The 22,446-nt window shown below is 40.6% G+C and carries 21 protein-coding genes; 12 read left to right on the top strand and 9 right to left on the bottom strand.

The genetic code is table 11. From position 1 onward, the window contains the following. Positions 1–54 precede the first annotated feature (54 nt). Positions 55–1,962, top strand: coding sequence for an amidophosphoribosyltransferase (locus tag Q0R88_RS23615; RefSeq protein WP_295720886.1), 1,908 nt, complete (start codon positions 55–57; stop codon positions 1,960–1,962). Positions 1,963–2,085: 123 nt separating this feature from the next. Further along, positions 2,086–2,577, top strand: coding sequence for a hypothetical protein (locus tag Q0R88_RS23610; protein WP_295720885.1), 492 nt, complete (start codon positions 2,086–2,088; stop codon positions 2,575–2,577). 36 nt (positions 2,578–2,613) lie between these two features. Here Q0R88_RS23610 and Q0R88_RS23605 read toward each other — a convergent pair whose 3' ends face one another. Beyond that, on the bottom strand, positions 2,614–3,270 hold the full coding sequence (locus tag Q0R88_RS23605) for a LysE family transporter (RefSeq protein ID WP_295720884.1): 657 nt from the start codon (positions 3,268–3,270) through the stop codon (positions 2,614–2,616). A 167-nt stretch (positions 3,271–3,437) separates the two neighbouring features. On the opposite strand from Q0R88_RS23605, the gene Q0R88_RS23600 reads away from it, so the two are divergent. After that, on the top strand, positions 3,438–5,111 hold the full coding sequence (locus Q0R88_RS23600) for an MFS transporter (protein ID WP_295720883.1): 1,674 nt from the start codon (positions 3,438–3,440) through the stop codon (positions 5,109–5,111). Positions 5,112–5,200: 89 nt separating this feature from the next. Then, on the top strand, positions 5,201–5,671 hold the full coding sequence (locus tag Q0R88_RS23595; protein WP_295720882.1) for a dCMP deaminase family protein: 471 nt from the start codon (positions 5,201–5,203) through the stop codon (positions 5,669–5,671). Between the two features lie 40 nt (positions 5,672–5,711). Here the strand turns inward: Q0R88_RS23595 and cmk are convergent, their stop codons facing one another. Then, the gene (gene cmk, locus Q0R88_RS23590; protein WP_295720881.1) at positions 5,712–6,389 is read right to left on the bottom strand and encodes a (d)CMP kinase; all 678 of its coding nucleotides are present in this window, start codon (positions 6,387–6,389) and stop codon (positions 5,712–5,714) included. Between the two features lie 129 nt (positions 6,390–6,518). Between cmk and arfB the strand changes: the two genes are divergently transcribed. Beyond that, positions 6,519–6,929 (top strand): alternative ribosome rescue aminoacyl-tRNA hydrolase ArfB, encoded by a 411-nt coding sequence (gene arfB, locus Q0R88_RS23585; protein ID WP_295720880.1) that lies wholly within the window; start codon positions 6,519–6,521, stop codon positions 6,927–6,929. A 220-nt stretch (positions 6,930–7,149) separates the two neighbouring features. Here the strand turns inward: arfB and Q0R88_RS23580 are convergent, their stop codons facing one another. The 3 genes from Q0R88_RS23580 to lon form a co-directional block, all read right to left on the bottom strand. Then, complete coding sequence (locus Q0R88_RS23580) at positions 7,150–8,103, bottom strand: lipid A deacylase LpxR family protein (protein WP_295720879.1); 954 nt, start codon at positions 8,101–8,103, stop codon at positions 7,150–7,152. A 143-nt stretch (positions 8,104–8,246) separates the two neighbouring features. Then, positions 8,247–8,849: a hypothetical protein gene (locus tag Q0R88_RS23575; RefSeq protein WP_295720878.1), complete on the bottom strand. Its 603-nt coding sequence runs from the start codon at positions 8,847–8,849 to the stop codon at positions 8,247–8,249. Between the two features lie 230 nt (positions 8,850–9,079). Beyond that, positions 9,080–11,554 (bottom strand): endopeptidase La, encoded by a 2,475-nt coding sequence (gene lon / locus Q0R88_RS23570; protein ID WP_295720877.1) that lies wholly within the window; start codon positions 11,552–11,554, stop codon positions 9,080–9,082. Positions 11,555–11,919: 365 nt separating this feature from the next. On the opposite strand from lon, the gene Q0R88_RS23565 reads away from it, so the two are divergent. After that, complete coding sequence (locus Q0R88_RS23565) at positions 11,920–12,561, top strand: tetratricopeptide repeat protein (RefSeq protein WP_295720876.1); 642 nt, start codon at positions 11,920–11,922, stop codon at positions 12,559–12,561. A 33-nt stretch (positions 12,562–12,594) separates the two neighbouring features. Here the strand turns inward: Q0R88_RS23565 and Q0R88_RS23560 are convergent, their stop codons facing one another. Both Q0R88_RS23560 and gpmI read right to left on the bottom strand, forming a co-directional pair. Then, on the bottom strand, positions 12,595–13,116 hold the full coding sequence (locus Q0R88_RS23560; RefSeq protein WP_295720875.1) for a hypothetical protein: 522 nt from the start codon (positions 13,114–13,116) through the stop codon (positions 12,595–12,597). A gap of 25 nt (positions 13,117–13,141) precedes the next feature. Further along, positions 13,142–14,665, bottom strand: coding sequence for a 2,3-bisphosphoglycerate-independent phosphoglycerate mutase (gpmI, locus tag Q0R88_RS23555; protein ID WP_295720874.1), 1,524 nt, complete (start codon positions 14,663–14,665; stop codon positions 13,142–13,144). Positions 14,666–14,857: 192 nt separating this feature from the next. Between gpmI and Q0R88_RS23550 the strand changes: the two genes are divergently transcribed. The 5 genes from Q0R88_RS23550 to Q0R88_RS23530 all read left to right on the top strand — a co-directional run bounded on the left by Q0R88_RS23550 (position 14,858) and on the right by Q0R88_RS23530 (position 18,860). Continuing rightward, positions 14,858–15,256 (top strand): DUF4783 domain-containing protein, encoded by a 399-nt coding sequence (locus tag Q0R88_RS23550; protein ID WP_295720873.1) that lies wholly within the window; start codon positions 14,858–14,860, stop codon positions 15,254–15,256. A gap of 290 nt (positions 15,257–15,546) precedes the next feature. Beyond that, complete coding sequence (gene nadC, locus Q0R88_RS23545; RefSeq protein ID WP_295720872.1) at positions 15,547–16,392, top strand: carboxylating nicotinate-nucleotide diphosphorylase; 846 nt, start codon at positions 15,547–15,549, stop codon at positions 16,390–16,392. Positions 16,393–16,521: 129 nt separating this feature from the next. Next, positions 16,522–17,169 carry a glycerol-3-phosphate 1-O-acyltransferase PlsY gene (gene plsY / locus Q0R88_RS23540; RefSeq protein ID WP_295720871.1) on the top strand — a complete coding sequence of 216 codons (648 nt, stop codon included), beginning with the start codon at positions 16,522–16,524 and terminating at the stop codon, positions 17,167–17,169. A 5-nt stretch (positions 17,170–17,174) separates the two neighbouring features. Further along, positions 17,175–17,975: a M48 family metallopeptidase gene (locus Q0R88_RS23535; RefSeq protein WP_295720870.1), complete on the top strand. Its 801-nt coding sequence runs from the start codon at positions 17,175–17,177 to the stop codon at positions 17,973–17,975. Between the two features lie 111 nt (positions 17,976–18,086). Beyond that, positions 18,087–18,860 (top strand): DUF2071 domain-containing protein, encoded by a 774-nt coding sequence (locus tag Q0R88_RS23530; RefSeq protein WP_295720869.1) that lies wholly within the window; start codon positions 18,087–18,089, stop codon positions 18,858–18,860. 56 nt (positions 18,861–18,916) lie between these two features. Here Q0R88_RS23530 and fmt read toward each other — a convergent pair whose 3' ends face one another. Next, a complete protein-coding gene (gene fmt / locus Q0R88_RS23525) occupies positions 18,917–19,834 on the bottom strand; it encodes a methionyl-tRNA formyltransferase (RefSeq protein ID WP_295720868.1) in 918 nt (305 codons plus the stop codon). A gap of 30 nt (positions 19,835–19,864) precedes the next feature. Continuing rightward, positions 19,865–21,109 (bottom strand): DUF1343 domain-containing protein, encoded by a 1,245-nt coding sequence (locus Q0R88_RS23520; RefSeq protein ID WP_295720867.1) that lies wholly within the window; start codon positions 21,107–21,109, stop codon positions 19,865–19,867. Between the two features lie 85 nt (positions 21,110–21,194). On the opposite strand from Q0R88_RS23520, the gene Q0R88_RS23515 reads away from it, so the two are divergent. Further along, positions 21,195–22,415, top strand: a complete 1,221-nt coding sequence (locus Q0R88_RS23515; RefSeq protein WP_295720866.1) for an FtsX-like permease family protein — start codon at positions 21,195–21,197, stop codon at positions 22,413–22,415. The last annotated feature ends 31 nt before the right edge of the window (positions 22,416–22,446 follow it).

The following is a 22,446-nucleotide window of genomic DNA, read 5'->3' as shown; positions in this document are numbered from 1 at the left end:
TGATGTTACCAAAAATCCATTAAAAATGATACCTTTGCAGCCTCATTCCGAATCATGAGCGATCAGATTAAACATGAATGCGGTGTGGCATTTATCCGCTTATTAAAGCCACTATCTTATTATCAGAAAAAGTACGGAACTGCGCTGTACGGCCTGAACAAGCTTTACCTTTTAATGGAGAAACAACATAACCGCGGCCAGGATGGCGCTGGTGTTGCAACCATTAAATTAGATATTGCCCCGGGCAAGCGGTACATCAGTCGGCACCGATCAATGGCTTCAAATGCCGTTGCTGATATCTTTGAATACATCCAGAAGAAATTCGCGGATATTCAGAAAGAAACTCCCGAAAAAATGCTTGATGCCGAATGGCTGAAGGAACACGTGAGCTTTACAGGCGAAGTTTTATTGGGGCACCTGAGATATGGTACCCACGGTAAAAACAGCATTGAAAGCTGCCACCCATTCCTGAGGCAAAACAATTGGCAAACCAGGAATTTGGTTATTGCAGGTAACTTCAACATGACTAATGTTGATGAGTTATTGCAGCAACTTTATGACCTGGGGCAGCACCCTAAGGAACAAGCCGATACCATTACAGTGCTCGAAAAAATGGGGCACTTTATTGATACCGAGAACCAGGGGTTGTTTGACCAGTACAAGCGCGAAGGTTTGGACGATAACATGGAGATCAGCAAGCTGATAGCCAATGATATGGATGTTGCCAAAATTCTTCGGAAATCGGCCAAAAACTGGGATGGTGGTTATACCATTGCGGGGATATTGGGCCATGGAGATGCCTTTGTGATGCGCGATCCGGTTGGTATCAGGCCAGCGTTTTATTATTACAATGATGAGATAGTTGTTGCCGCTTCAGAGCGCCCTGCTATCCAAACAGCGTTTAATATTCCCATCGAGGAAATCAGGGAGATAAAACCAGGTCATGCGCTTATCGTTAAAAAGAACGGTAAGATAACCGAGGATATGTTTAGCGAGCCAAAAGAAAAGAAAGCCTGCTCATTTGAGCGGATCTACTTTTCACGTGGCAGCGATGCATCAATCTACCGTGAGCGTAAGCAATTAGGTAGGTTACTATGCCCGCAGATATTGAATGCGGTTAACCATGATATTAAGAATACCGTATTTTCATACATCCCTAACACAGCCGAAGTTGCTTTTTATGGCATGGTTGAAGGTGTACATAAATACGTTAAAAAATACCAGCGAGACAGGTTATTAAACCGCGAGGACAAGATAAGTGAAGAGGAGTTAACCGAAGTATTACAGCTTGCGCCAAGGGTGGAGAAAATTGCCATTAAGGATGTTAAGCTGCGTACTTTTATTACCCAGGATGCAGACCGTAGTGAAATGGTTGCCCACGTTTATGATACCACTTATGGTTTGATAAAAAAGGGTTCAGATACATTGGTTGTGCTTGATGATTCCATTGTAAGGGGTACTACACTTAAACAAAGCATCCTGAAAATTCTGGATAGACTTGGGCCTACCAAGGTTGTTGTTGTATCATCTGCCCCGCAGATCCGTTATCCGGATTGCTATGGTATTGATATGTCACGCATGGGTGAGTTTGTTGCTTTTGAAGCTGCCATCAGTCTGTTAAAGGAAATGGGCAGGGAAGATATTATTCTTGACGTTTACCAGAAATGTAAGGATAGCATTAAGTTGCCTAAAGAGAAGGTTCAAAACCATGTTAAGGCAATATATGAACTGTTTACCGATCAGCAGGTTTCTGACCGTATTGCACAGATCATTACTCCAAAAGAAATAAAATGTAAGGTTGAAGTGATTTACCAAACCTTAGATAACCTGCATATTGCCTGCCCTGATCATACAGGCGACTGGTATTTTAGCGGTGACTATCCAACCCCGGGTGGTAACAAAGTAGTTAATCGTGCTTTTGTTAACTGGATGGAAGGTAAGAATCAAAGAGCTTATATGTAAGCTACAGTCCCTGAAGGGAAGTAAAAATATAAAGGCGATGAGTTTATACTTATCGCCTTTTTTGTTGGCCGCGTTACAGCGTGATTATATATATTGCCCTTTATTTACTGAGTTAAGTTTTTAATGAAATCAAAATTTAGATTTACTGCCTACCTACTAAGCCTTTTGGGAACAGGGTTTACAGTTATGGTGCTTATGGTGTTATCTGGAAATGCACTCAATCCAACAATCAGTTTAATTCCATTTATATTGTTTTGCTCGTTTTTTGCCTTCTTATGGATTTGGCTGATTTTTGGTGAATTACGGACAAAGGCTATAAGTATTGAAATAGAAGACCGAACTTTTGTTATAAAAAGGTATCTGGGTTTGGGCACGAGCAGACGCTTTGATTTGGATGATATCTCCGGGTTTAAAACATCGATCTTATCATCAAAAAGCGGTAGTTATGAGTACCTATATTTGATGGTGGGCGTCAAGAAAGTAGCTAAACTTTCCATGTTTTATCATAGTAATTACAAAGAGTTAAAGCGGTATATCGTCTCAATGAATATTAAAAATATTGGTTTCGAACGTTTTAGTAATCGGCAGGAACTTAAAGATATTTTTAGTAGCTGAGTTTCCCGCTACCGGCAACTAACATCGAGCAACAGATTAGGATGCCGACGGTGCGGCGAAAATAAAATGAGTTACCAGCTTATCAATCAATACTAAGGATGCTATAATGAGGGCAATACCTGCCAGCTCATTAAGGCGGTGTACCAGCTTCACAGAAATCTTATCCCGGAGTTTGTTGGCATAAAAAGCTTTAGTGGTATCCATGCCAAACTGTACAGTAAGGATGGTTAAAAACATGATTGCGATGTGGAATGACCGATGAGGCGCACCAACGTGAAATGTTGTACTGGCAGCACCTATAACTACCGTCCAGTGTATTAAAAGGGTAGGGTTAAAAATACACATCAGGAAGCCCTTAAAAAAGTAGCCTGCTTTATCAATCCCCGATGGTACTTTGTTGCCGTAATTAATCTCGGCCTTTTTGAACATATAATAAACACCTACCGAAAATAGGATGACGGCGCCACCTATCCCGGCTATAGTTTTGGTATGCTCAGATATATCTACATATTGAGAACCGAATAATATACCACCTACAAAAACCACATCGCTGCATACTACACCGAGGGCAAGGGCGAAACCTGCATGAAAACCTTTTTCAATGCTGGTTTTTATAAGAGCAAAAAAGACCGGGCCAGTAATAAACGTCAACACTAATCCAAACCCAATTCCCGAAATAATGGCTTCTATCATTAATTTAGGCTATGTTCATTTTTGAACACTGCGAATATGCAATTTTATCTTTTAAACAACGAAACTTAAAATTGTGATTTATTTAATTAAAAATAATATAGCCAGTTTTACAAAAAATCAATTATGTTTATCGATTCAAAATCTATTCTGTATAACCCAATTTAAAAATGGAACAAAACAATGCTAAAAGTTACAGCTCGGCACTTTATACGCTGATAACTGTATTTTTCTTCTGGGGCTTTTTAGCCGCTTCAAATGGCGTATTTATACCTTTTTGTAAAGAACATTTTCATCTAACTCAATTTGAATCCCAGTTGATTGATTTTACATTCTATGGTGGTTATTTCATTGGTTCATTGATCCTGTATTTTGCTTCATCTATCAGCAAGATTGATATCATGAATAAAATGGGTTATAAAAATGGTATCATATTGGGCTTGATAGTTTCGGCACTTGGAGCTATAGGTATGATCCCTGCAATAGCGTCGGGTTCATTTGGTTTAATATTAACAGTGTTTTTTATTATAGCCATAGGCTTTTCACTTCAACAAACAGCGGCAAATCCTTTCGTGGTTGCTTTAGGTCCGCCAGAAACTGGTTCAAACCGTTTGAATTTTGCAGGTAGTATCAATAACATAGGTGGGTTGTTAGGTCCGGTAGTTGTTGGTATTATTTTATTCGGTTCGGCTTCAGCTAAAATAGACGCGAAAGATGTTCAGATATCATCAGTAAACAACCTTTATTACATGCTTGCTGGTTTATTTATTGCAGTTGCTATATTCTTCTGGTTCTCTAATTTACCAAAGGTTACCAGCGACGAAAAAATAGAGTCAAGCAGTAAGGCGAATACTCCTCTTTTAATTATGTTTTTGGCCTTCTTGTTAATCCTGGCTGCTGACCCATTAAGCGCTTATCTTAACAAGTTATTATCTTCGGACGCAACGAAGATAGTTGATATCGTAAAAAGTCAGTATTTTGTTTATGCATCCCTGGCAATTATTGTACTTACGTTGGTAGGTACCATATTTGCTGCCAAAAGAAATAAAGAAGGCTGGGGTGCCATGCAGTATCCTCAATTGATTTTAGGTATGCTTGCTATATTTACTTATGTAGGTACCGAGGTAACTATTCAAAGTAATATGGGCTCTTTATTAAAAACGCCGGAATTTGGTTCCTATCATGAATCGGATATTGCGCCATACATTTCTTTGTATTGGGGTAGTTTAATGATTGGCCGTTTTGCAGGTGCAATAGGCGCATTTAATCTTTCAAAAACTGTTAAATATATATTGTATATCCTTGTACCATTTGTGGCCTTTGGTATCGTATTGTTGGTAAATGCTGCTACTGGTGTAAATGTGAGCAACCTTTACGGCTATGCCGCATGCGTTGGTATTCTTATCGTAGCATTTTTCATAGGGAAGCAAAAACCTACCCGCACATTGGCTGTTTTGGGCTTATTGGGTGTGGCCTTTATGTTAACCGGTCTTGCAACTACGGGTAAAGTTGCTACATTTTCTTTTATCAGTGGAGGCTTATGCTGCTCTATTATGTGGCCTTCAATTTTCTCTTTATCAATTACTGGTTTGGGAAAATATACCAGTCAGGGTTCCGCTTTCTTAATTATGATGATCCTTGGTGGATCTATCATACCTCCATTACAGGGTAAAGTTGCCGATGGCAGTAACAATGTTATTGCTGGTATGAGTGGTATTCACTTCTCTTATATAGTACCCGTAATAGGCTTTGCATATCTTGCTTATTTTGCATGGAAGGTAAGTCGTGAACTACGCCACCAGGGTATCGATCTTGACCATGTTGAAGTAGCCGCAGGGCACTAATATTTTTCACACATTAAGTTATTGGGCCATTAAGTCATTTAAAAATGAAGTAATGGCCCAATAATATTTATGGCCTAATTGCTTTTATTATGAAACCAAGCTTCGATTCAATTTTTATGAACCTGGCAAACGACCTGGCTAAGCGCTCACACTGCGTTAAAGCCCATGTAGGAGCCGTTTTAACCCGGGATACCCGTATTATATCCATAGGCTATAACGGGCCACCAGCGGGCACGCATAACTGCGATGAGGAGTGGCCGGAAAAAGGATGCGCCCGTGATTCAAAAGGGAGCTGCTCCCTTGCCCTACATGCCGAAGAAAATGCCATACTGTATGCTGTAAAAAACGGAGCCCGGCTTGAGGGTGCTACACTTTATACTACGCTATCGCCGTGCATAGCTTGTGCAAGGCTTATTTTTTCGGCCGGTATAACACAGGTTTATTTTGATAAATCATATGCCGAATACAAGGGCCTGCAAAGCGATGAGGGGGTTGATTTTTTAAATCGGTTTGGGGTGCCCACTGTAAAGATGGGTGGTTTAAAATCAGCGTTGGAATAATAAGCGATACGGAACAGAATATTAAAATTCTATAGTTTCGTTAATCCGCTAAAAAAGGCTCGATATGGCTCAGTGCAAATAGTAATTGCTCATCGGGACTAAGATCGGTATTATCTAAAATGATAGCGTCGTGGGCACGTACCAGGGGGCTTTCCTCGCGGGTGGTATCCTGGTAATCTCTGTGTGCAAGATTATCAAATACCTCTTCTAAAGTTATATTGGGGTTTGTAGGCAAAAGCTCCTTATAACGTCTCTCGGCACGTATTTTAGGATCTGCCGTCATAAATAGTTTTATCTGCGCATTTGGGAATACAACGGTGCCAATATCACGGCCATCCATAACAATGTTTTTTGATTTGCCCAAACGTTGCTGTTGCTTAACCATGGCAACACGTACTTCATGTAGGGCAGCTATAGCACTTACTTTGTCGGCTACATGCATCTGCCTGATTTCATCAGATACTTCTTCATCGTTAAGTGTAATGTGGCTTTGGTAATCGCGCGAATGAAAACTAAGGTGGATGTTTTTTAATGCTTCCGCAATTTTATCATGGTCTTGCAAATCAATATTATTACGCAAAAAGTATAGTGCCACTGCACGGTACATTGCACCGCTATCTACATAAATAAAATGAAGTTTTTTTGCCAAAGCTTTTGCTAAAGTGCTTTTGCCGCAAGATGAATAACCATCAATTGCTACTACGATATTGTTGTTCATAAGAGCCGCTAAAGTACAAATTATTGTTGTTGATTGGACGATTAAGTTGATTAATGAGCCGTTGATCAAGTTGGATATACATATCCAATCAACTGCTTCTCCATTCACCAAAAACACTACTTTTGAAAAATGAATCTGAATAAAGCCGATCTGCAAAAAGTAATTACCTATAAAACATCAAGAAGCGGTGGAAAAGGAGGACAAAACGTAAACAAGGTATCAAGCAAGGTAGAGCTTTTGTTTGATGTGGCCGGTTCTGAACTGTTTACTGATGAGGAAAAGTTGTTGCTTGCCGATAAGTTACAAAACAGGCTCAATAAGGATGGCCTTGTGCAGGTAATTTGTGATGAGGAACGCAGTCAGTATCTCAACAAAGAAAAAGCCATTGAAAGGCTGATAGCGCTCCTGGGGCGGGCATTACAGGTACAAAAGGTGCGTAAGCCCACCAAAGTAAGTAAAGCCGCTAAAGCGGCCCGTTTAGATAGCAAAAAGAAACAATCAGTGAAAAAGGAAAACCGGCGAACTGATCATGATGATTAATGATGCTTTTTAGATGTGCCGATTTCAAATTTCAGATGTGCAGATTATTGTCTGAACCGGGATTAAGCAGATTTATCGGATTTTAGGATTTTAATTTCCCGAATCCGGCATCGATAGGATTTCTTAATCTGAATTAAAAAATCATTTACAGACCCGCACATTTGCAATCAGACAATCAAAAATCATCTGCACACCTGCACATTTGAAATCTGCACATCTGTTATTTGAATCTATAAACTCCGGTTACAGCCGCCCACTGGTGAGATTGATGCATTGTTTTTACTTCGCGGGTGTGGAAGATAGCAGCCACATCAAATGTAAAACGGCTGGTACTAAAAGCCACACCAACCTGTTGGCTAAATACAAAAGAGTTTTTAGGTTTTGTTATTTCCTGGCTGTTTGAATTGTTATTGCTGAACAGCCCACCCTGTATGGTTGCATCGTAAACAACCGCGTTTGCCTGAGGCTTGTAGTAAAAAAATATTTCGTGTTTATGCAATAAACCTGTTTGCTCAGTTGCAGAAACGGTACTTTGTGTACTTACCGAATTAAATAGCTGGTTAAAATTACCCAATCGGATCAAGGGGCCTGCGCCTGCACCTGTAAAACCGGTACCTAAATTGGCGTAACTGGCCAGGCTTAAATCAATCCATGATGCACGGGCCAGCAATTTATTGTATTCGGCAGATAGGTTGAGCTCAACATCATTTTTGATCTGGTATTGCCAGCCGTTTAATGTATAAAAACCAAATGTATTGTGGATTAGCTTTTGAACGGGTTCGCCACCTGCTGCCGGGCCAACTAAGCCGAGCTGAGCACCTAATTTAAGGGTGCTTTCGTTTTTGTATAATAAATTAAGGGTTGTACCCAAATAACTATATGCAGCAAAAGGCCTGTCTACATCATTAGCATCGCGTACATAACCAGATTGCGCATTAAACATTTTCTGCCCTAACTCAATCCCTAAAACTTTATTTTGAAGATTGCTGCCATCCCCGGTTTTTAATGCCTGGCGGTAATAAAAGTAAATTCCGTTGGTGTAATACCTGTCAGATCCCTGCCCCAAATAGGAGTCGTTGTCTGATTGTATCCCAAATTCGTGGCCACGTGTCTGGGCAAATACACCAATACTACCTAACAGGCATACCAGTGTTATAAATAGCTTTTTTAACATTTAGGGTATAAAATATATCAGCGACTAATATAAAAAAATTGAGTTGATTTATAATAGCCGCTGCCGGGCATATAAAATAAAAAAGGGTCGCCAGAAGTTTTTATTCATCCGGAAACCCTTTTATGTGATGAGGTTGTATGAAATTATTTAAAGGTATAACCCACGCTTACACCGCCTGCAGCTATAATGCCTTCGTCATAGAATATCGGAACGAAGCCAATTCTGAGATTAATTCCTTTTTGTTGGGGCTGGTAACGATAACCAATTGTGGCTGTACCAATAAAGCCGGTAACCCTGTCAAAAATGAAGGTTTTGCCTTTGTTGTCTCCGTATGAGTTTAGGAAGGTAGTGCCCGCGCCTAACTCAAGCAAACTGGAGCCATTACCTGCCAGGTAATTTACTTGTATTGGAACAGTAAATACATTGTTGCCGCCCGATGCGAAATAACCCGCACCAATCCGGTAACCAAAACCATTGCGCCTGTGACCAAAACGTGCATCATAATTAATGGTAAGCGCGAGGCCGGGACCGCCTACTTCAAAATAAACGGACTGAGCTTTGTTACCAGTTTGTTCAGTTGATTCAACCTTGGTAGAATCAATGACAACCGACTTTGTTGCCGTGGGATGTGCCTTCTTTTTAACTGTATCCTGCATGTTGGGCTCTACAATTTGAGCCGAGGAGCTAAAGCGGGATAATAAGAGCAGCGATAAGATAATAATGTTTAGTGTAAAAAATTTCTTCATTCTTTAGGTGTATTGAATTAATATACAATTCAAACACGTATTACGCTGATGGGTTACAAAAGGTTTCAAACAGATGTTTTCAGGATTGCGAAACCGGGGTACAAAGGATAAAATGCATTGGAGAATACTGCCTGAACTGGCTGAAGCCAGGTGCCGATTCCCGATTATAGTGGGATATAGCCAGCCATTGTTATGAAACAAAAAAGGCACCGTTCAGGTGCCTTTTATATTTAACTTACTACAGCTTTTTCTTCTTCTTTAACTGTCAAATCGAGCGGCTCACTCACTTTTTCATCCAAAAGAGCCAGTTTAATCACTTCGCGCATATCGGTTATATAATGGAAATTTAAATCTTTTATATAATCTTCTTTAATCTCAAGGATATCTTTCTGGTTGGATTTGCAAAGGATTACCTCTTTGATATTGGCGCGCTTGGCAGCTAATATTTTCTCTTTAATACCACCCACGGCTAAAACCCTGCCGCGCAGCGTAATCTCGCCGGTCATGGCCAGGTTTGGTTTCACTTTGCGCTGGGTAAATGCAGAAACCAATGCAGTAAGCATAGTGATACCTGCAGATGGGCCATCCTTAGGAGTAGCGCCAGCCGGTACGTGAACGTGTACATCCCATAGATCAAACAGCTTGGGATTGATGTCAAAGTAACTTGCATGTGCTCTTAAATAGGCCAATGCAATGGTAACAGATTCCTTCATTACATCGCCAAGGCTCCCGGTAAGCGTTAAACGGCCCTTGCCGGGACTTAAACTTGCTTCAATGAATAAGATGTCGCCACCAACTGATGTCCAGGCCAGGCCTGTTACAACGCCTGCCACATCATTGCCCTCATATAAGTCTTTATCATAAATGGGAGCACCCAGGATTTTTTCTACATCCTTTTTATTTACTACAGGGTTGTAAGGTTCTTCTAATGCGATATTTTTAGCAAGGCCACGTACAACAGAACCAATCTTTTTTTCCAAAGCACGCACACCAGACTCACGGGTATAATCAACAACAATCTTCTCTAAAACATCGTTTTTAAGAGTTACATCCTTAAGCTTTAAGCCATGCGCCTCGCGTTGTTTTGGTACAAGGTGTTGTTTGGCTATCTCTATTTTTTCTTCAATAGTATAACCGTTTACCTCGATGATCTCCATCCTGTCTAACAGGGCGGGCTGAATGCTGCTCAATGAGTTTGCTGTCGCGATAAACATCACGTTGGAAAGGTCAAAATCCATTTCAACGTAATGGTCATAAAAAGTACTGTTCTGTTCCGGATCCAATACCTCTAATAAAGCTGATGATGGATCGCCACGGAAATCATTACCTACCTTATCTATCTCATCTAAAATAAACACCGGGTTAGCGGCTCCTGCTTTTTTTATTGATTGTATGATACGGCCGGGCATAGCGCCAATGTAAGTTTTACGGTGCCCCCTTATTTCGGCCTCATCACGGATACCGCCCAGGGCCATACGTACGTACTTACGCCCTAATGCTTTTGCAATTGATTTACCCAATGAAGTTTTACCTACTCCCGGAGGGCCTACCAGGCAAAGAATAGGGGCTTTCATGTTATGCTTTAGTTTAAGCACAGCCAGGTATTCAATAATACGCTGCTTAACTTTATCCAAACCAAAGTGATCTTTATCTAAAACCTTTTGGGCACGTTTAAGATCGAAGTTGTCTTTAGTGAAATCGTTCCACGGCAGATCAAGCAATAGCTCCAGGTAGTTTATCTGTACCGAATAATCTGCAGCGGCAGGATTGGTGCGCGCCAGCTTTTCAAGCTCTTTGGTAAAATGTTCCTTAACTTCTTTTGCCCATTTCTTTTTAATGGCACGCTGACGCAGGCTGTCAATCTCCAGGTCGGGCGAGCTGCCGCCCAGTTCTTCCTGTATGGTTTTTAGCTGTTGATTTAAAAAATAATCTCTTTGCTGTTTATCCAGGTCAACACGTACTTTGCTTTGGATCTGGTTTTTAAGTTCCAGCATTTGCAAATCAAGCGTTAAGTGCTCCAATAAAAGGTTGATCCTTTCACGAAGGCTGGCAACCTCCAGCAAGCGTTGCTTGGCCGCCATATCGGCATTCATGTTTGATGATATAAAATTGATCAAAAATGAAGTGCTTTCGATGTTACGGATAGCAATGCCGGCTTCGCTTGGTATATTAGGGGATAGCTGGATAATGTTCATGGCCATATCCTTGATGGATGACACCATGGCTTTAAATTCTTTATCCTCTTTTATTTTGGTTTCCTTAAAAGGCTCAACTGTAGCCTTTATATAAGGTTCTGATTGTACTTCATCTTTTAATACAAAACGCTTTTTGCCTTGTAGTATAACGGTGGTGTTACCATCAGGCATTTGCAGCATTTTAATGATGAGGGCAATAGTTCCAACTTTGTTCAATTGACTAAAGTTGGGGTCTTCAATCCCCACATCCTGTTGCGCAACTACCCCAATCATACGATTGCCCTTATTGGCGTCGCGAATCAGTTTAATTGACTTATCCCTGCCAACTGTTATTGGGATAACTACACCAGGGAATAGCACAGTATTGCGCAAAGGCAATATGGCCAGTACTTCTGGCAGTTGTTCGTTGTTCATTTCCTCCTCATCCTCAGTAGACATAAGTGGAAAAAACTCAGAATCTTCGTTTATAACTGGTAAAGTGTTTTTAAAATCGAATGGATCGAAACTCATTAATTATATTTTTTTGTAGAAAATAACGTCAAGTTGTCAGCCTATAAAATCATAAGGCTTATAAAATACAGGTAAATAATAATTTTAACCTGTGCAGCACTATGTTTCAAGAGCTGTGCCAAGTTATGGTATTAATTAATAACAATCAATTTGGCTTTGTAATGGTTTGATTTAGTGTTTATTGCAAATTTACGGGCTATTTTTTAAATAACTCAAATTTTGTTGATAAAGATGAAAAAAAGTCATAGTATCGCTTTGCGGATGTTTACGCCGACAAATCTTTTTTAAAAATTGAAGATTTTGGCATAATATTTTGATGTAAAGTTAGTTAATGATATACAATTTTGTTCACCATTAATCCATTGATGAGGCTTTCGGTTATATTACCCTTCCTGCTACTGTCATCCATTGAAACAACATTGGCCCAAAATGCCTATGTAAAAATGGGGCAGCAAGCTGTGATGGATGGCGATTTCAGATCGGCGGTTACGCATCTTGAAAAGGCCTGTATTACCGACTCAACCAATGCCAACGCTTTGTGGATGCTGGGCTATTCATATTATCACAGCGATAATTATAAAAAATCAATTACTGCTTATACTCGTGTAATTGCCATAAAGCCGGCTGATGCCACTGCTTATTACTACAGGGCCCGTGCCAAAAGCTATTTGGGTAAGGATAACCAAACCAAAGATGCTGATAAAGAATTGTATTTATTGGGGGCTATAGTCGATCTGACAAAGGCCATATCAATCAATAATGATCCCAGTGATAGTAAATATTACCAAAACAGGGGTATAGCCTATCGCGATTATGGTTTATTTAAACTACAAACAAACTCGCGTTTTTACGATAAAAGCCGCGGCATTAACTCGCTGAGAGCTTCTATTGCCGATCTTGAAAAGATCTTGAACAACAACCCCGGCAGAAACGATATTGCGGTACTTATTGACCAGGCAAAAGATAGACTTGGGCAGGCAACTTCTACAGCTGTAGCAAGACATTAATATTCTTTAGAAAGGTACAGAGGATGCAGATCCTTAATGTTTCAGGATTCCCTTTATCTTATAAAGATTCTTTCCCATCAACTTCACATGCTGCGATTTTTCGATCTGGTAAACCGAATCTGGAAAATAACTGAGTTTTTCTCTTGTTTCGTAAAGCAGGTTTTTGGTATGGTTAAATATCAATATCCACTTCACCTTATTCTTTTCTTTTCTGATCATGATTTTAACAGTGCGCAGGTCTGGCGTTTTGGCTGTATATATGATCAAAGAATCGGTATTTAAAACCGTATAACTATTTTTCCAGGCTGGCCTGTTAATGTCCGACTGGATGAACAGGTTGAGCTCTTGTCCCCAGTTGGGAATATACACAGCTTTGCGCTCGGTTACGTCGTTGTGTATTACTGTTTTATCAACCTGGGGGTTAAGTTTTTTGAGTCTTGCGGTATCTGCTTTAAAATATCCGGATACGTCAAAATATTTTAAAGTGCCGTTTGGTTGCGTTTTATCCGGCATGCATGATTGCAAGCCGGATAAAAGCAAAGTACTGCTCAACAAAGCAGCTAAGGGTATTGATTTTAGTTTACACCAATACATTTCCTGTCATTTCCGCAGGTATAGCTACACCCAGTATGCTTAAAATTGTTGGTGCAATATCACCAAGTTTGCCATCATTAACGTGGGTAACATCTTTATCAATTACAATACACGGTACCAGGTTGGTAGTGTGCGCTGTGTTTGGCGTGCCATCCTCATTAATCATATAATCGGCATTTCCATGATCGGCTATGATGATGAAAGAGTAGCCATTTGCCAAGCCAGCCTCAACAACGGCCTTTGTACAGCTATCAGCGGTTTCGGCAGCTTTTACAACCGCGCTGAAAACACCTGTATGACCAACCATATCGGTATTGGCAAAGTTTAAACAAACAAAATCAGGCCAGCCGCTTTCCAATTCCGGGATGATAGCATCGCGGATACCGGCTGCGCTCATTTCTGGCTGCAAGTCATAAGTAGCCACTTTTGGTGATGGCACCAGCAAACGTTTTTCGTTATCAAATTCGCGTTCGCGCCCGCCAGAGAAAAAGAAGGTAACGTGCGGATATTTTTCAGTTTCGGCTATTCTTATTTGAGTTTTGCCCGCATTTTGCAATATCTCGCCCAGGGTTTTGGTTAAATCTTCCTTGTTGAAAACCACCTGTACATTTTTAAACGTTTCATCATACGGAACCATAGTGATGTAACGGATATTCAATGGGTGAAGATTATATTCAGGGAAAGATTTTTGTGTTAATGCAAGGCTGATCTCGCGGCCTCTGTCTGTACGGAAATTGAAACATATAACCACATCGCCATCTTTTATAACAGCCAGCGGTTTACCATCGGCATCAACCCTAACAATAGGTTTGATGAACTCATCGGTAACACCATCTTCGTATGATTTTTTGATAAGATCTGTAATATGTTGAGTTGCCTCACCCTCGCCTTTAACCATAAGATCATAAGCCAGCTTAACGCGCTCCCAGCGGTTATCACGGTCCATAGCATAATAACGGCCAATGGCTGTTGCAATTTTTGCAGATGTACCTTCTATATGTTGTTCCAATTCGGTAACAAAACTTAAACCAGATTTTGGATCGGTATCGCGGCCATCTAAAAAAGCATGGATGAACACATTATTCACATCCAATTGCCTTGCGGCATCACATAATCCCTTCACATGCCTGATGTGCGAATGAACGCCCCCATCAGAAACTAATCCAATAAAGTGAACATCTTTATTGTTTTGTTTGGCATATTCAAAGGCATCTTTTAATACCGGGATGGTTGGCAGCTCATTATCATCAACTGCTTTATGGATGCGGCCCAGTTCCTGGTAAACTACCCGGCCGGCGCCTAAATTCATGTGCCCAACTTCTGAGTTGCCCATTTGCCCGGCAGGTAAACCTACAGCGGTTCCGGATGCTTCCAGTTTAGAGTTTGGGTATTTTTGCAGCATTGAATCAACAAAAGGAGTGTTGGCTGCAACTATAGCGTTCGACTGATCATTACGGCCATAACCCCAGCCATCAAGGATAATTAATGCGAGTTTTTTTTGATTTTCCACATTGCAAATATAAATGCAACACTCAACTTATGGATATAAATTTTGAATTTAGATTTATACTTACAGATGGTTGATTATTAAGGTAATAATTAATGGTAAAAACAGTTATAGGGTAACGTCATCCAATATGGTGTTCGTTTCTTGATTTTTTGCAAAATGTAACATTAAGTTGTTTTATAACGTATCTATATTATGAAGTTATTTTGCCTGTCATCGTTAATCTTTTTGCTTCTAATCCCTCATGCGGTTTTGGCCGATCCTCTGGATAATGTAGCTAACCTTGTAAAGCAGGGCAATACTAAAGAGTTGGGTAAATTATTTGCAGCTAATGTAGATTTGGTAATTATGGAGAATGAAAATACCTACTCCAAAGACCAGGCCATACAAATACTGAATACATTTTTCGCCAAAAATAAACCGCTAAGTATCAAACTCCTTCATAAAATAAACTCCAGCGCCAGCTTTCATCTTGGGGTGTATATTTTAACTACTACCGATAAACAGGAATATCGCGTAGCCTTTACTCTTAAAGATCAAGGTGGTACGATGAATATTGTTGATTTTAGAATTGAGGATGAAAAAGTAAAATAGATGGACAGATGGAAAATAGATGTGCAGATGTGCAGATGAAAAGATAGATGTGCAGATGTGCAAATTACAGATGTGCAGATGGAAAATAGATGTGCAATATGCAGATTTCAAATGTGCAGATTAATTTATAGAACTCTGCCTGTCCATGATTTTTAATGTTCTTAGTTTGATAAATTGAAGGTTCAGGAAAAAAATAAAAAATAATCTGCACACCTGCACATTTGAAATCTGCACATCTAAAATCCGTACATCAAAAAAATCATTACTTTTGAGCCTTAAAAGTAATACGCTTGGATAAGGAACTAATAGACCAATTTATAATTAATGCTTTAAAAGAAGATGTTGGCGATGGTGATCATACCTCGTTATCAACTATTCCGGCCGGTACCGTGGGTAAGGCAAAGCTTTTGGTAAAAGATGATGGTATTTTGGCTGGTGTTGAACTCGCTGCCGAAATTTTTAACGTTATTGATCCCGGGCTTAAGCTCACCGTTTTTTTGCAGGATGGCGCCACAGTTAAGTATAAAGATGTTGCCTTTGAAGTTGAAGGTGATGTACAGAATATTTTAAAGGCCGAACGCCTGGTCTTGAATTGTATGCAGCGAATGTCTGGAATTGCTACAAAAACCCGGGAAATAGTAAACCTGCTAAAAACTACCAATACAAAAGTTTTAGATACCCGCAAAACAACTCCTGGTTTAAGATACCTCGAAAAATGGGCGGTAAAAATAGGCGGCGGCGTAAATCATCGGTTTGGCCTGTACGATATGATTTTGATAAAAGACAATCATGTTGACTATGCCGGTGGTATAAGGCAGGCCATTGAGAGTGCTAATCAATACCTTGCCGACAATAATAAAAAGCTGGCCATTGAAATTGAAGTACGAAACCTGGAAGAATTGGAACAGGTTTTGCAAACCGGCAACATAAACCGTATCTTGTTAGACAACTTTAACTTCACCGAACTGAGGCAAGCGGTTAATATTATTAATGGGCGGTTTATAACAGAAGCATCTGGTGGTATAACAATTGATAATATACGCGAGTACGCGGATTGTGGAGTTGATTATATATCTGTTGGCGCGCTAACGCATTCGGTAAAAAGCCTCGACCTTAGTTTAAAGGCTGTAAAGTAAATTTATTCTGTATCCTGTTTTTTAGTACTTAGCATTAGGTTTAGCTATTAAAATTTGGAATTTAACGCATAGCGTTCAAATTATGATTAAAGTTTTAGTACCACATCAATTTAGTAATATTGCAGGGAAATGATCAACGTATACTCAGTTTCGGCGCTCATCCTGGCCTATCTCTGCGGGTCTATACCAACTGCTGTTTGGATAGGTCTTGCATTTTACGATATTGACGTAAGGGAATATGGAAGCGGTAATGCCGGCGCAACCAACACCTTCAGGGTTTTAGGCAAACAAGCGGGGATTCCTGTAATGCTGCTTGATATTTTAAAGGGGTGGACAGCCACCAACCTTGCTTTTTTTATAGGGGTTTCTACTACGGGTGCCTATAATTCTTCCTCCTACATGAATTACGCGCTTGCCTTAGGGGTAGCTGCTGTAATGGGGCATTTGTTTCCAATATTTGCCGGTTTTAGGGGCGGCAAAGGCGTTGCCACACTTTTTGGAATGATTTTGGCTATTCACTTGCATGCCGCTTTATTATGTGTACTGGTATTTGTGGTGGTGTTATTAATTACAAAGTATGTATCGCTAAGCTCAATTGCCGCAGCGTTTACCTACCCTATCGGGGTTTCATTTGTTTTTCCTACCTCAATCAGGTCGGTTGTAATTTATGGAATGTGTATATGCATGCTGATATTGGTAACACACCAAAAAAATATAGAACGCTTATTAAAGGGCACCGAGTCGAAAGTTAATTTTTTAAAGAAAAAAGCTGCCTGATCACCATGAAAAAGTTCAAACCTGTATTAGCAATGATTATGATCATTGCCCTGTCTTCCTGTTCAACTGTGCCACTTACCGGCCGTCGGCAATTAAGTTTGGTTGGCGACGCTGAAGTAAATCAATCTGCTGCCGCCAGTTACAAACAATTACTGTCTGACCCCAAAACCAAAGTGATAGAAACGGGTAATGATGCCCAGCGCATAAAACGCATTGGCAACAACCTGGCAGTTGCTATTGAGCGTTATTTAAAAGATAACGGTTACGGCGACCAATATAATTTTCAATGGGAATTTAACCTGATACAAAGCAGCGAGGTAAATGCCTGGTGTATGCCCGGCGGTAAAGTAGCTGTATACAGCGGCTTATTACCTGTAGCCAATACCGATGCTTACCTGGCAGTTGTTATGGGGCACGAAATTGGCCACGCCATTGCAAGGCATGCTGCGGAAAGAATCTCTCAGCAACAGGCGGCGCAGCTAGGCGGCGCGGCTGTGGGTGCTGCTACAAGTAGCCAGTCGAGCACTACCCAAGCCATTATTGGCCAACTTTATGGTGTAGGCGGACAACTGGTATTGTTAAAATATTCGCGTAACCAGGAATCAGAAGCAGATCGTCTGGGCTTAACGTTTATGGCTATGGCCGGGTATGATCCTCGTAATGCAATAGCTTTCTGGCAACGGATGGCTGCACAAAATAAAGGCGGATCGCCTCCCGAGTTATTGAGTACTCACCCGGCAGATGCTACCCGTATCGCAAATATTCAAAATTTGATACCTGAGGCAATGAAGTATTATAAGAAATAGGTAGTAAGTAGTGAGAGGTGAATGGCCTTCTGCTTTTTTGCACATTATTCTGCATCGGCTATGCAACTTACTATTTAACCATTCACTTCTCTCTATTTACCATTCACAACTATGGCGAAGCTTCAATTTTTAAAAGCGCAGTGGAAAAACCTTGTAATGCTTAATTACGAGGTTGATGCCAAAGTTTTAGATGCCTATTTACCACCCGGAACGGAACTTGACCTGTGGCAGGGCAAAGCCCTGGTAAGTATGGTGGGCTTTATGTTCCTGGATACCAAAGTACTTGGCATCAAATGGCCCTGGCATGCAAATTTCGAGGAAGTAAACCTGCGCTTCTACGTAAAACATTTTGATGGTACAGCATGGAAACGCGGAGCTGTTTTTGTAAGTGAAATTGTGCCCAAGCCAATTATAGCGTTTATTGCCAATAATTTATACAAAGAGCATTATAGCGCCATGCCTATGCGCAGTTCTATAACAGAAACCGCAGATAACCATACCGTGTTTTTATACGAGTGGAAGTTTCAAGGCAAATGGAACAGACTTGGTGCTACAGCCAGTAACGAATTGCGGGACATTACCTCCGGAAGCGCCGAAGAATTTATTTTTGAGCACTATTGGGGATACAACAAGCTGAATAGCAATAGTACAACCGAGTACCAGGTTGAGCATGTATCATGGCAAACCGGCAAGGTAAAAGATTATGTTTTTGACGCCGATATGGCAGGCCTTTATGGCGAGGCATTTAAACCTTACCTGGAGAAAGAACCTGTATCAGCTTTTTTTGCTGTAGGTTCGGATATCAAGGTAAGGATGGGGAACAAGATTGTGGTGGATGCGAAATCCTTGATACCCCTTACTCAGGAGAGTAAAACCCTATCATAGGGAGTGCTCTGCATGTGATAATCTAATAAAGTTTTAAAAGTCGGGGAAATAATCTGTTATAGTTTCATCCCCCTTAAAAAATCTTCGATACCCATTCTTTTTTTGCCTTCCAGCTGCACATCTTTTACGCTGATGAAGCCATCTTTTGCCGCAAACTTAAGGTATGTTTTGTTATCCGTAAGTAAATCACCGGGTTGTACGGCAGGTTGATCTGGCAATAACTCCGAAGCATATACTTTTAAAACTTTACCATGCAGATTAGTATACGCGGTAGGGATAGGACTTAGTCCGCGAATTTTGTTGTATATGTTTAGCGCAGGTTGGTTCCAGTCAATGAGGCAGTCTTCTTTAAAAATTTTAGGGGCATGTTTCAATTCTTCACCTGTTAGCAAGTTTACCTGTGGATGCTCATTGTAGCGGCCGCTTTCAACGGCTTTTACAGTTTTCACCAGCAAGCCAGCGCCTTTGTTCATCAGGCGATCATGCAGGTCGCCGGCAGATTCATGACCGGTAAGCGTTATTTTTTCGGTAAATAATACATCACCGGTATCAATATCATGTTTCAGGAAAAAAGTGGTTGCGCCGCTTTCTTTTTCGCCGTTGATGAGCACCCAGTTTATAGGGGCGGCACCACGGTATTGAGGTAACAATGAAGCATGCAGGTTAATGGTGCCTTTGGTGGGCATGGTCCATACTACTTCTGGCAACATACGGAACGCGACTACTACCTGCAAATCAGCGTGAAGTGCTTTAAGCTCAGCTAAAAACTCCGGGTTTTTTAGCTTTTCGGGTTGTAATACTTTCAACTCGTTGGCTACCGCGTATTGCTTCACTGCCGATTCGGAGAGTTTTTGTCCCCGGCCCGCAGGTTTATCAGGTGCGGTAACAACACCTACTATATCGCAACCTGCTTTTATCAAGGCATCCAAAGATGCAACGGCAAACTCGGGGGTACCCATAAATACAATTCTCATGTTGATCTTTTATTTTATTTGCGTCTTCTGTTATTCGTACAATAAGTACTTATTCCGCGTGCGTTTAAATTCCTCTAATCCGGGCTGCCAGCTGCTCCGGATCTCATCCTCTGTTTTACCATCGGTAATTTGCTTTTGGAGGGTAGTATTGCCTGCCAGTTTTGTAAAGTAGGCGTTAAAAAAGTGGCCTTTATCCGGGAAAGCTTTGTAAAGCTCTATTAACCATGCAAGGTTGATATGCCCCATATTCCTGATCTTGTCAGCACTGTAATTCTTTAAATCAATACCAAAACATTGCTTATCCTTTTGAGGGGGATTTTCGCTCATACCAGGTATGCTTAATGGTGTAAAGCTATAGGTATATATCCCTTTTAACAGCGGATGCCCTAACACCAGGAAAGGGAAATAAGTGCCCCTGCCCAGGCTGAAGGTTGTACCCTCAAATAAACAAATACTTGGATAAAATAAAATTGACTGATCGGTATTTAAATTTGGCGATGGGCTTACCGGTAATTTATAGGGTAAGTTATGCTTGTAATTGGCTACTTTTATAATTTTCAGCTTGCATTTCACTCCATTTTTTAACCAGCCTTCTCCGTTTATCATTTTTGCATATTCACCTATAGTCATGCCATGGCTTATGGGGATGGGGTGCATCCCAACAAAGGAGCGGTAGGTGGTATCCAATATAGGGCCGTCAACAAGATGGCCGTTCGGGTTGGGCCTATCCAATATCATCAGCTCAACATTGTTTTCGGCGCAAGCCTCCATTACATAATGCAGGGTTGATATATAGGTATAAAATCTTACGCCAACATCCTGAATGTCAAATATCATCAGATCGATACCTTTCAGGTCATCGGCTGTGGGTTTGTAATGCTTATTGCCATATAACGAAATTACCGGCAAACTGGTTTTGGGATCTACGGCATCAGTAACTACGGCGCCGTTGCTTGCATTGCCCCGAAAACCATGCTCGGGCCCAAATACTTTTTTGATGCTGATGCCAAGTTTTAATAAACTATCAACACTGGGTGTAGAGGTTTTGCCGATAATTGAAGTTTGATTAACAACCATCCCAATATTTTTTCCCTTAAGATAGTCAATATACAGCGGAATTTGATCGGCACCTGTAATTATTTCTGTGATATTTTTTTTATTGGTTTTTCCTCCTTTGGATATTTTACTGGTGTTGATAGCCGGATTGCTACAGGCCGCATGTACACTGAGGGCAACTATTAAAGCACTTTGTAAAAAAACAGGAATGATTTTCATAATATATTGTATTGAAACAATTTAAAAAGTAGCAGGTTTAATAGCAAAACCGCATATTTGCGAAGGTACTAAAAATCATCCTGCATTGAGTTTCGCCTCCTTTATATCAGCCCGCATAACATTCAAGTCAAAGCGTACATTTTCAAAGTTGATTGTACGGATAGCCATCATTGGCATTATGCTTGGTTTGGGCGTGATGATATTATCGTTGGCCATTGTAAAAGGATTTAAACACGAGATTCGCGAAAAAGTTCGCGGCTTTGCCGGCGATATCCGTGTGATAAAATTTGATCTGAACAGTTCATACGATAGTTCGCCCATAACTTACGATAGTGATTTTGTAAAACGTGCCCTTAAAAGCCCACTGGTTACACGCGTAATGCCGACAGCTACCAAGCCCGGAATTATTAAGGCTAATAATGAAATTGAAGGGGTAGTACTGAAGGGAGTTGATAAAACTTATGACTTTAGCTACTTTAAAAAGATGATGGTTGCCGGCGATGTGATCGACTTTAAAGATTCTGTTGAAGCTCAAAAGGAAATTATGCTTTCGCAGCAAACAGCTAACCGTTTAAAATTAAAGGTGGGCGATAAGCTACTAATGTATTTTGTTCAGAATCCATTGCGCAAACGCCAGTTTAAAATAAAAGGCATTTTTAGCATCGGAGTGGAGGAGGTAGATAAAACCTTTGTAATTGGTGCTTTATCACTAATTAATCGCCTTAACGACTGGAAACCGGGTGAGATAGGGCAGTACGAGTTGAGGATAGCCGATTTTGACCAGGTGAATTATGCTGCAAATAAGCTGGACGATATACTGCCTGTAAAACTGAAATCGCGCACCGTGATGGAGGATTACCCAACCATATTTGAATGGCTTAATTTACTGGATGTTAACTCGGTAGTGATGCTTGTATTGATGGTTATTGTAGCAGTGATCAACATGATATCGGCCCTGCTGATTATGATATTGGAGCGCACGGCAATGATAGGCATGTTTAAGGCCATGGGCGCAACCAACTGGAACATTCAAAAGGTATTTTTATTTAATGCCACTTACCTGATAGGGTTAGGATTGTTGTTAGGGAATATATTGGGAGTGGGCCTGGGTTATTTTCAGCAGCAAACACATTTTTTTAAACTCGATGAGGCATCCTATTACATGACCTTTGTACCGGTGCAATTTAGTTTATCAGATATTTTGCTGTTAAATTTAGGCACGCTGGTAATATGCTTGCTTGTGCTTATTGTACCGTCAATGCTGGTGAGTAAAATTTCGCCAGTAAAGGCTATCAGGTTTAAATAGTTTTAGTGATTCGGTGACTACCGTCTAAGCT

It is taken from the genome of Mucilaginibacter sp. (assembly GCF_025362475.1).
Classification (GTDB): Bacteria; Bacteroidota; Bacteroidia; order Sphingobacteriales; family Sphingobacteriaceae; genus Mucilaginibacter.
The sequence above is the reverse complement of the archived record's forward strand: the minus strand, read 5'-3'. Positions and strand labels throughout refer to the sequence as shown.

Bases quoted from the DNA above. Each gene is read 5' to 3' on its own strand.
- Q0R88_RS23615 (WP_295720886.1), top strand. From the start codon at position 55: ATGAGCGATCAGATTAAACATGAATGCGGTGTGGCATTTATCCGCTTA.
- Q0R88_RS23610 (WP_295720885.1), top strand. From the start codon at position 2,086: ATGAAATCAAAATTTAGATTTACTGCCTACCTACTAAGCCTTTTGGGA.
- Q0R88_RS23605 (WP_295720884.1), bottom strand. From the start codon at position 3,270: ATGATAGAAGCCATTATTTCGGGAATTGGGTTTGGATTAGTGTTGACG.
- Q0R88_RS23600 (WP_295720883.1), top strand. From the start codon at position 3,438: ATGGAACAAAACAATGCTAAAAGTTACAGCTCGGCACTTTATACGCTG.
- Q0R88_RS23595 (WP_295720882.1), top strand. From the start codon at position 5,201: ATGAAACCAAGCTTCGATTCAATTTTTATGAACCTGGCAAACGACCTG.
- cmk (WP_295720881.1), bottom strand. From the start codon at position 6,389: ATGAACAACAATATCGTAGTAGCAATTGATGGTTATTCATCTTGCGGC.
- arfB (WP_295720880.1), top strand. From the start codon at position 6,519: ATGAATCTGAATAAAGCCGATCTGCAAAAAGTAATTACCTATAAAACA.
- Q0R88_RS23580 (WP_295720879.1), bottom strand. From the start codon at position 8,103: ATGTTAAAAAAGCTATTTATAACACTGGTATGCCTGTTAGGTAGTATT.
- Q0R88_RS23575 (WP_295720878.1), bottom strand. From the start codon at position 8,849: ATGAAGAAATTTTTTACACTAAACATTATTATCTTATCGCTGCTCTTA.
- lon (WP_295720877.1), bottom strand. From the start codon at position 11,554: ATGAGTTTCGATCCATTCGATTTTAAAAACACTTTACCAGTTATAAAC.
- Q0R88_RS23565 (WP_295720876.1), top strand. From the start codon at position 11,920: ATGAGGCTTTCGGTTATATTACCCTTCCTGCTACTGTCATCCATTGAA.
- Q0R88_RS23550 (WP_295720873.1), top strand. From the start codon at position 14,858: ATGAAGTTATTTTGCCTGTCATCGTTAATCTTTTTGCTTCTAATCCCT.
- plsY (WP_295720871.1), top strand. From the start codon at position 16,522: ATGATCAACGTATACTCAGTTTCGGCGCTCATCCTGGCCTATCTCTGC.
- Q0R88_RS23535 (WP_295720870.1), top strand. From the start codon at position 17,175: ATGAAAAAGTTCAAACCTGTATTAGCAATGATTATGATCATTGCCCTG.
- Q0R88_RS23530 (WP_295720869.1), top strand. From the start codon at position 18,087: ATGGCGAAGCTTCAATTTTTAAAAGCGCAGTGGAAAAACCTTGTAATG.
- fmt (WP_295720868.1), bottom strand. From the start codon at position 19,834: ATGAGAATTGTATTTATGGGTACCCCCGAGTTTGCCGTTGCATCTTTG.
- Q0R88_RS23520 (WP_295720867.1), bottom strand. From the start codon at position 21,109: ATGAAAATCATTCCTGTTTTTTTACAAAGTGCTTTAATAGTTGCCCTC.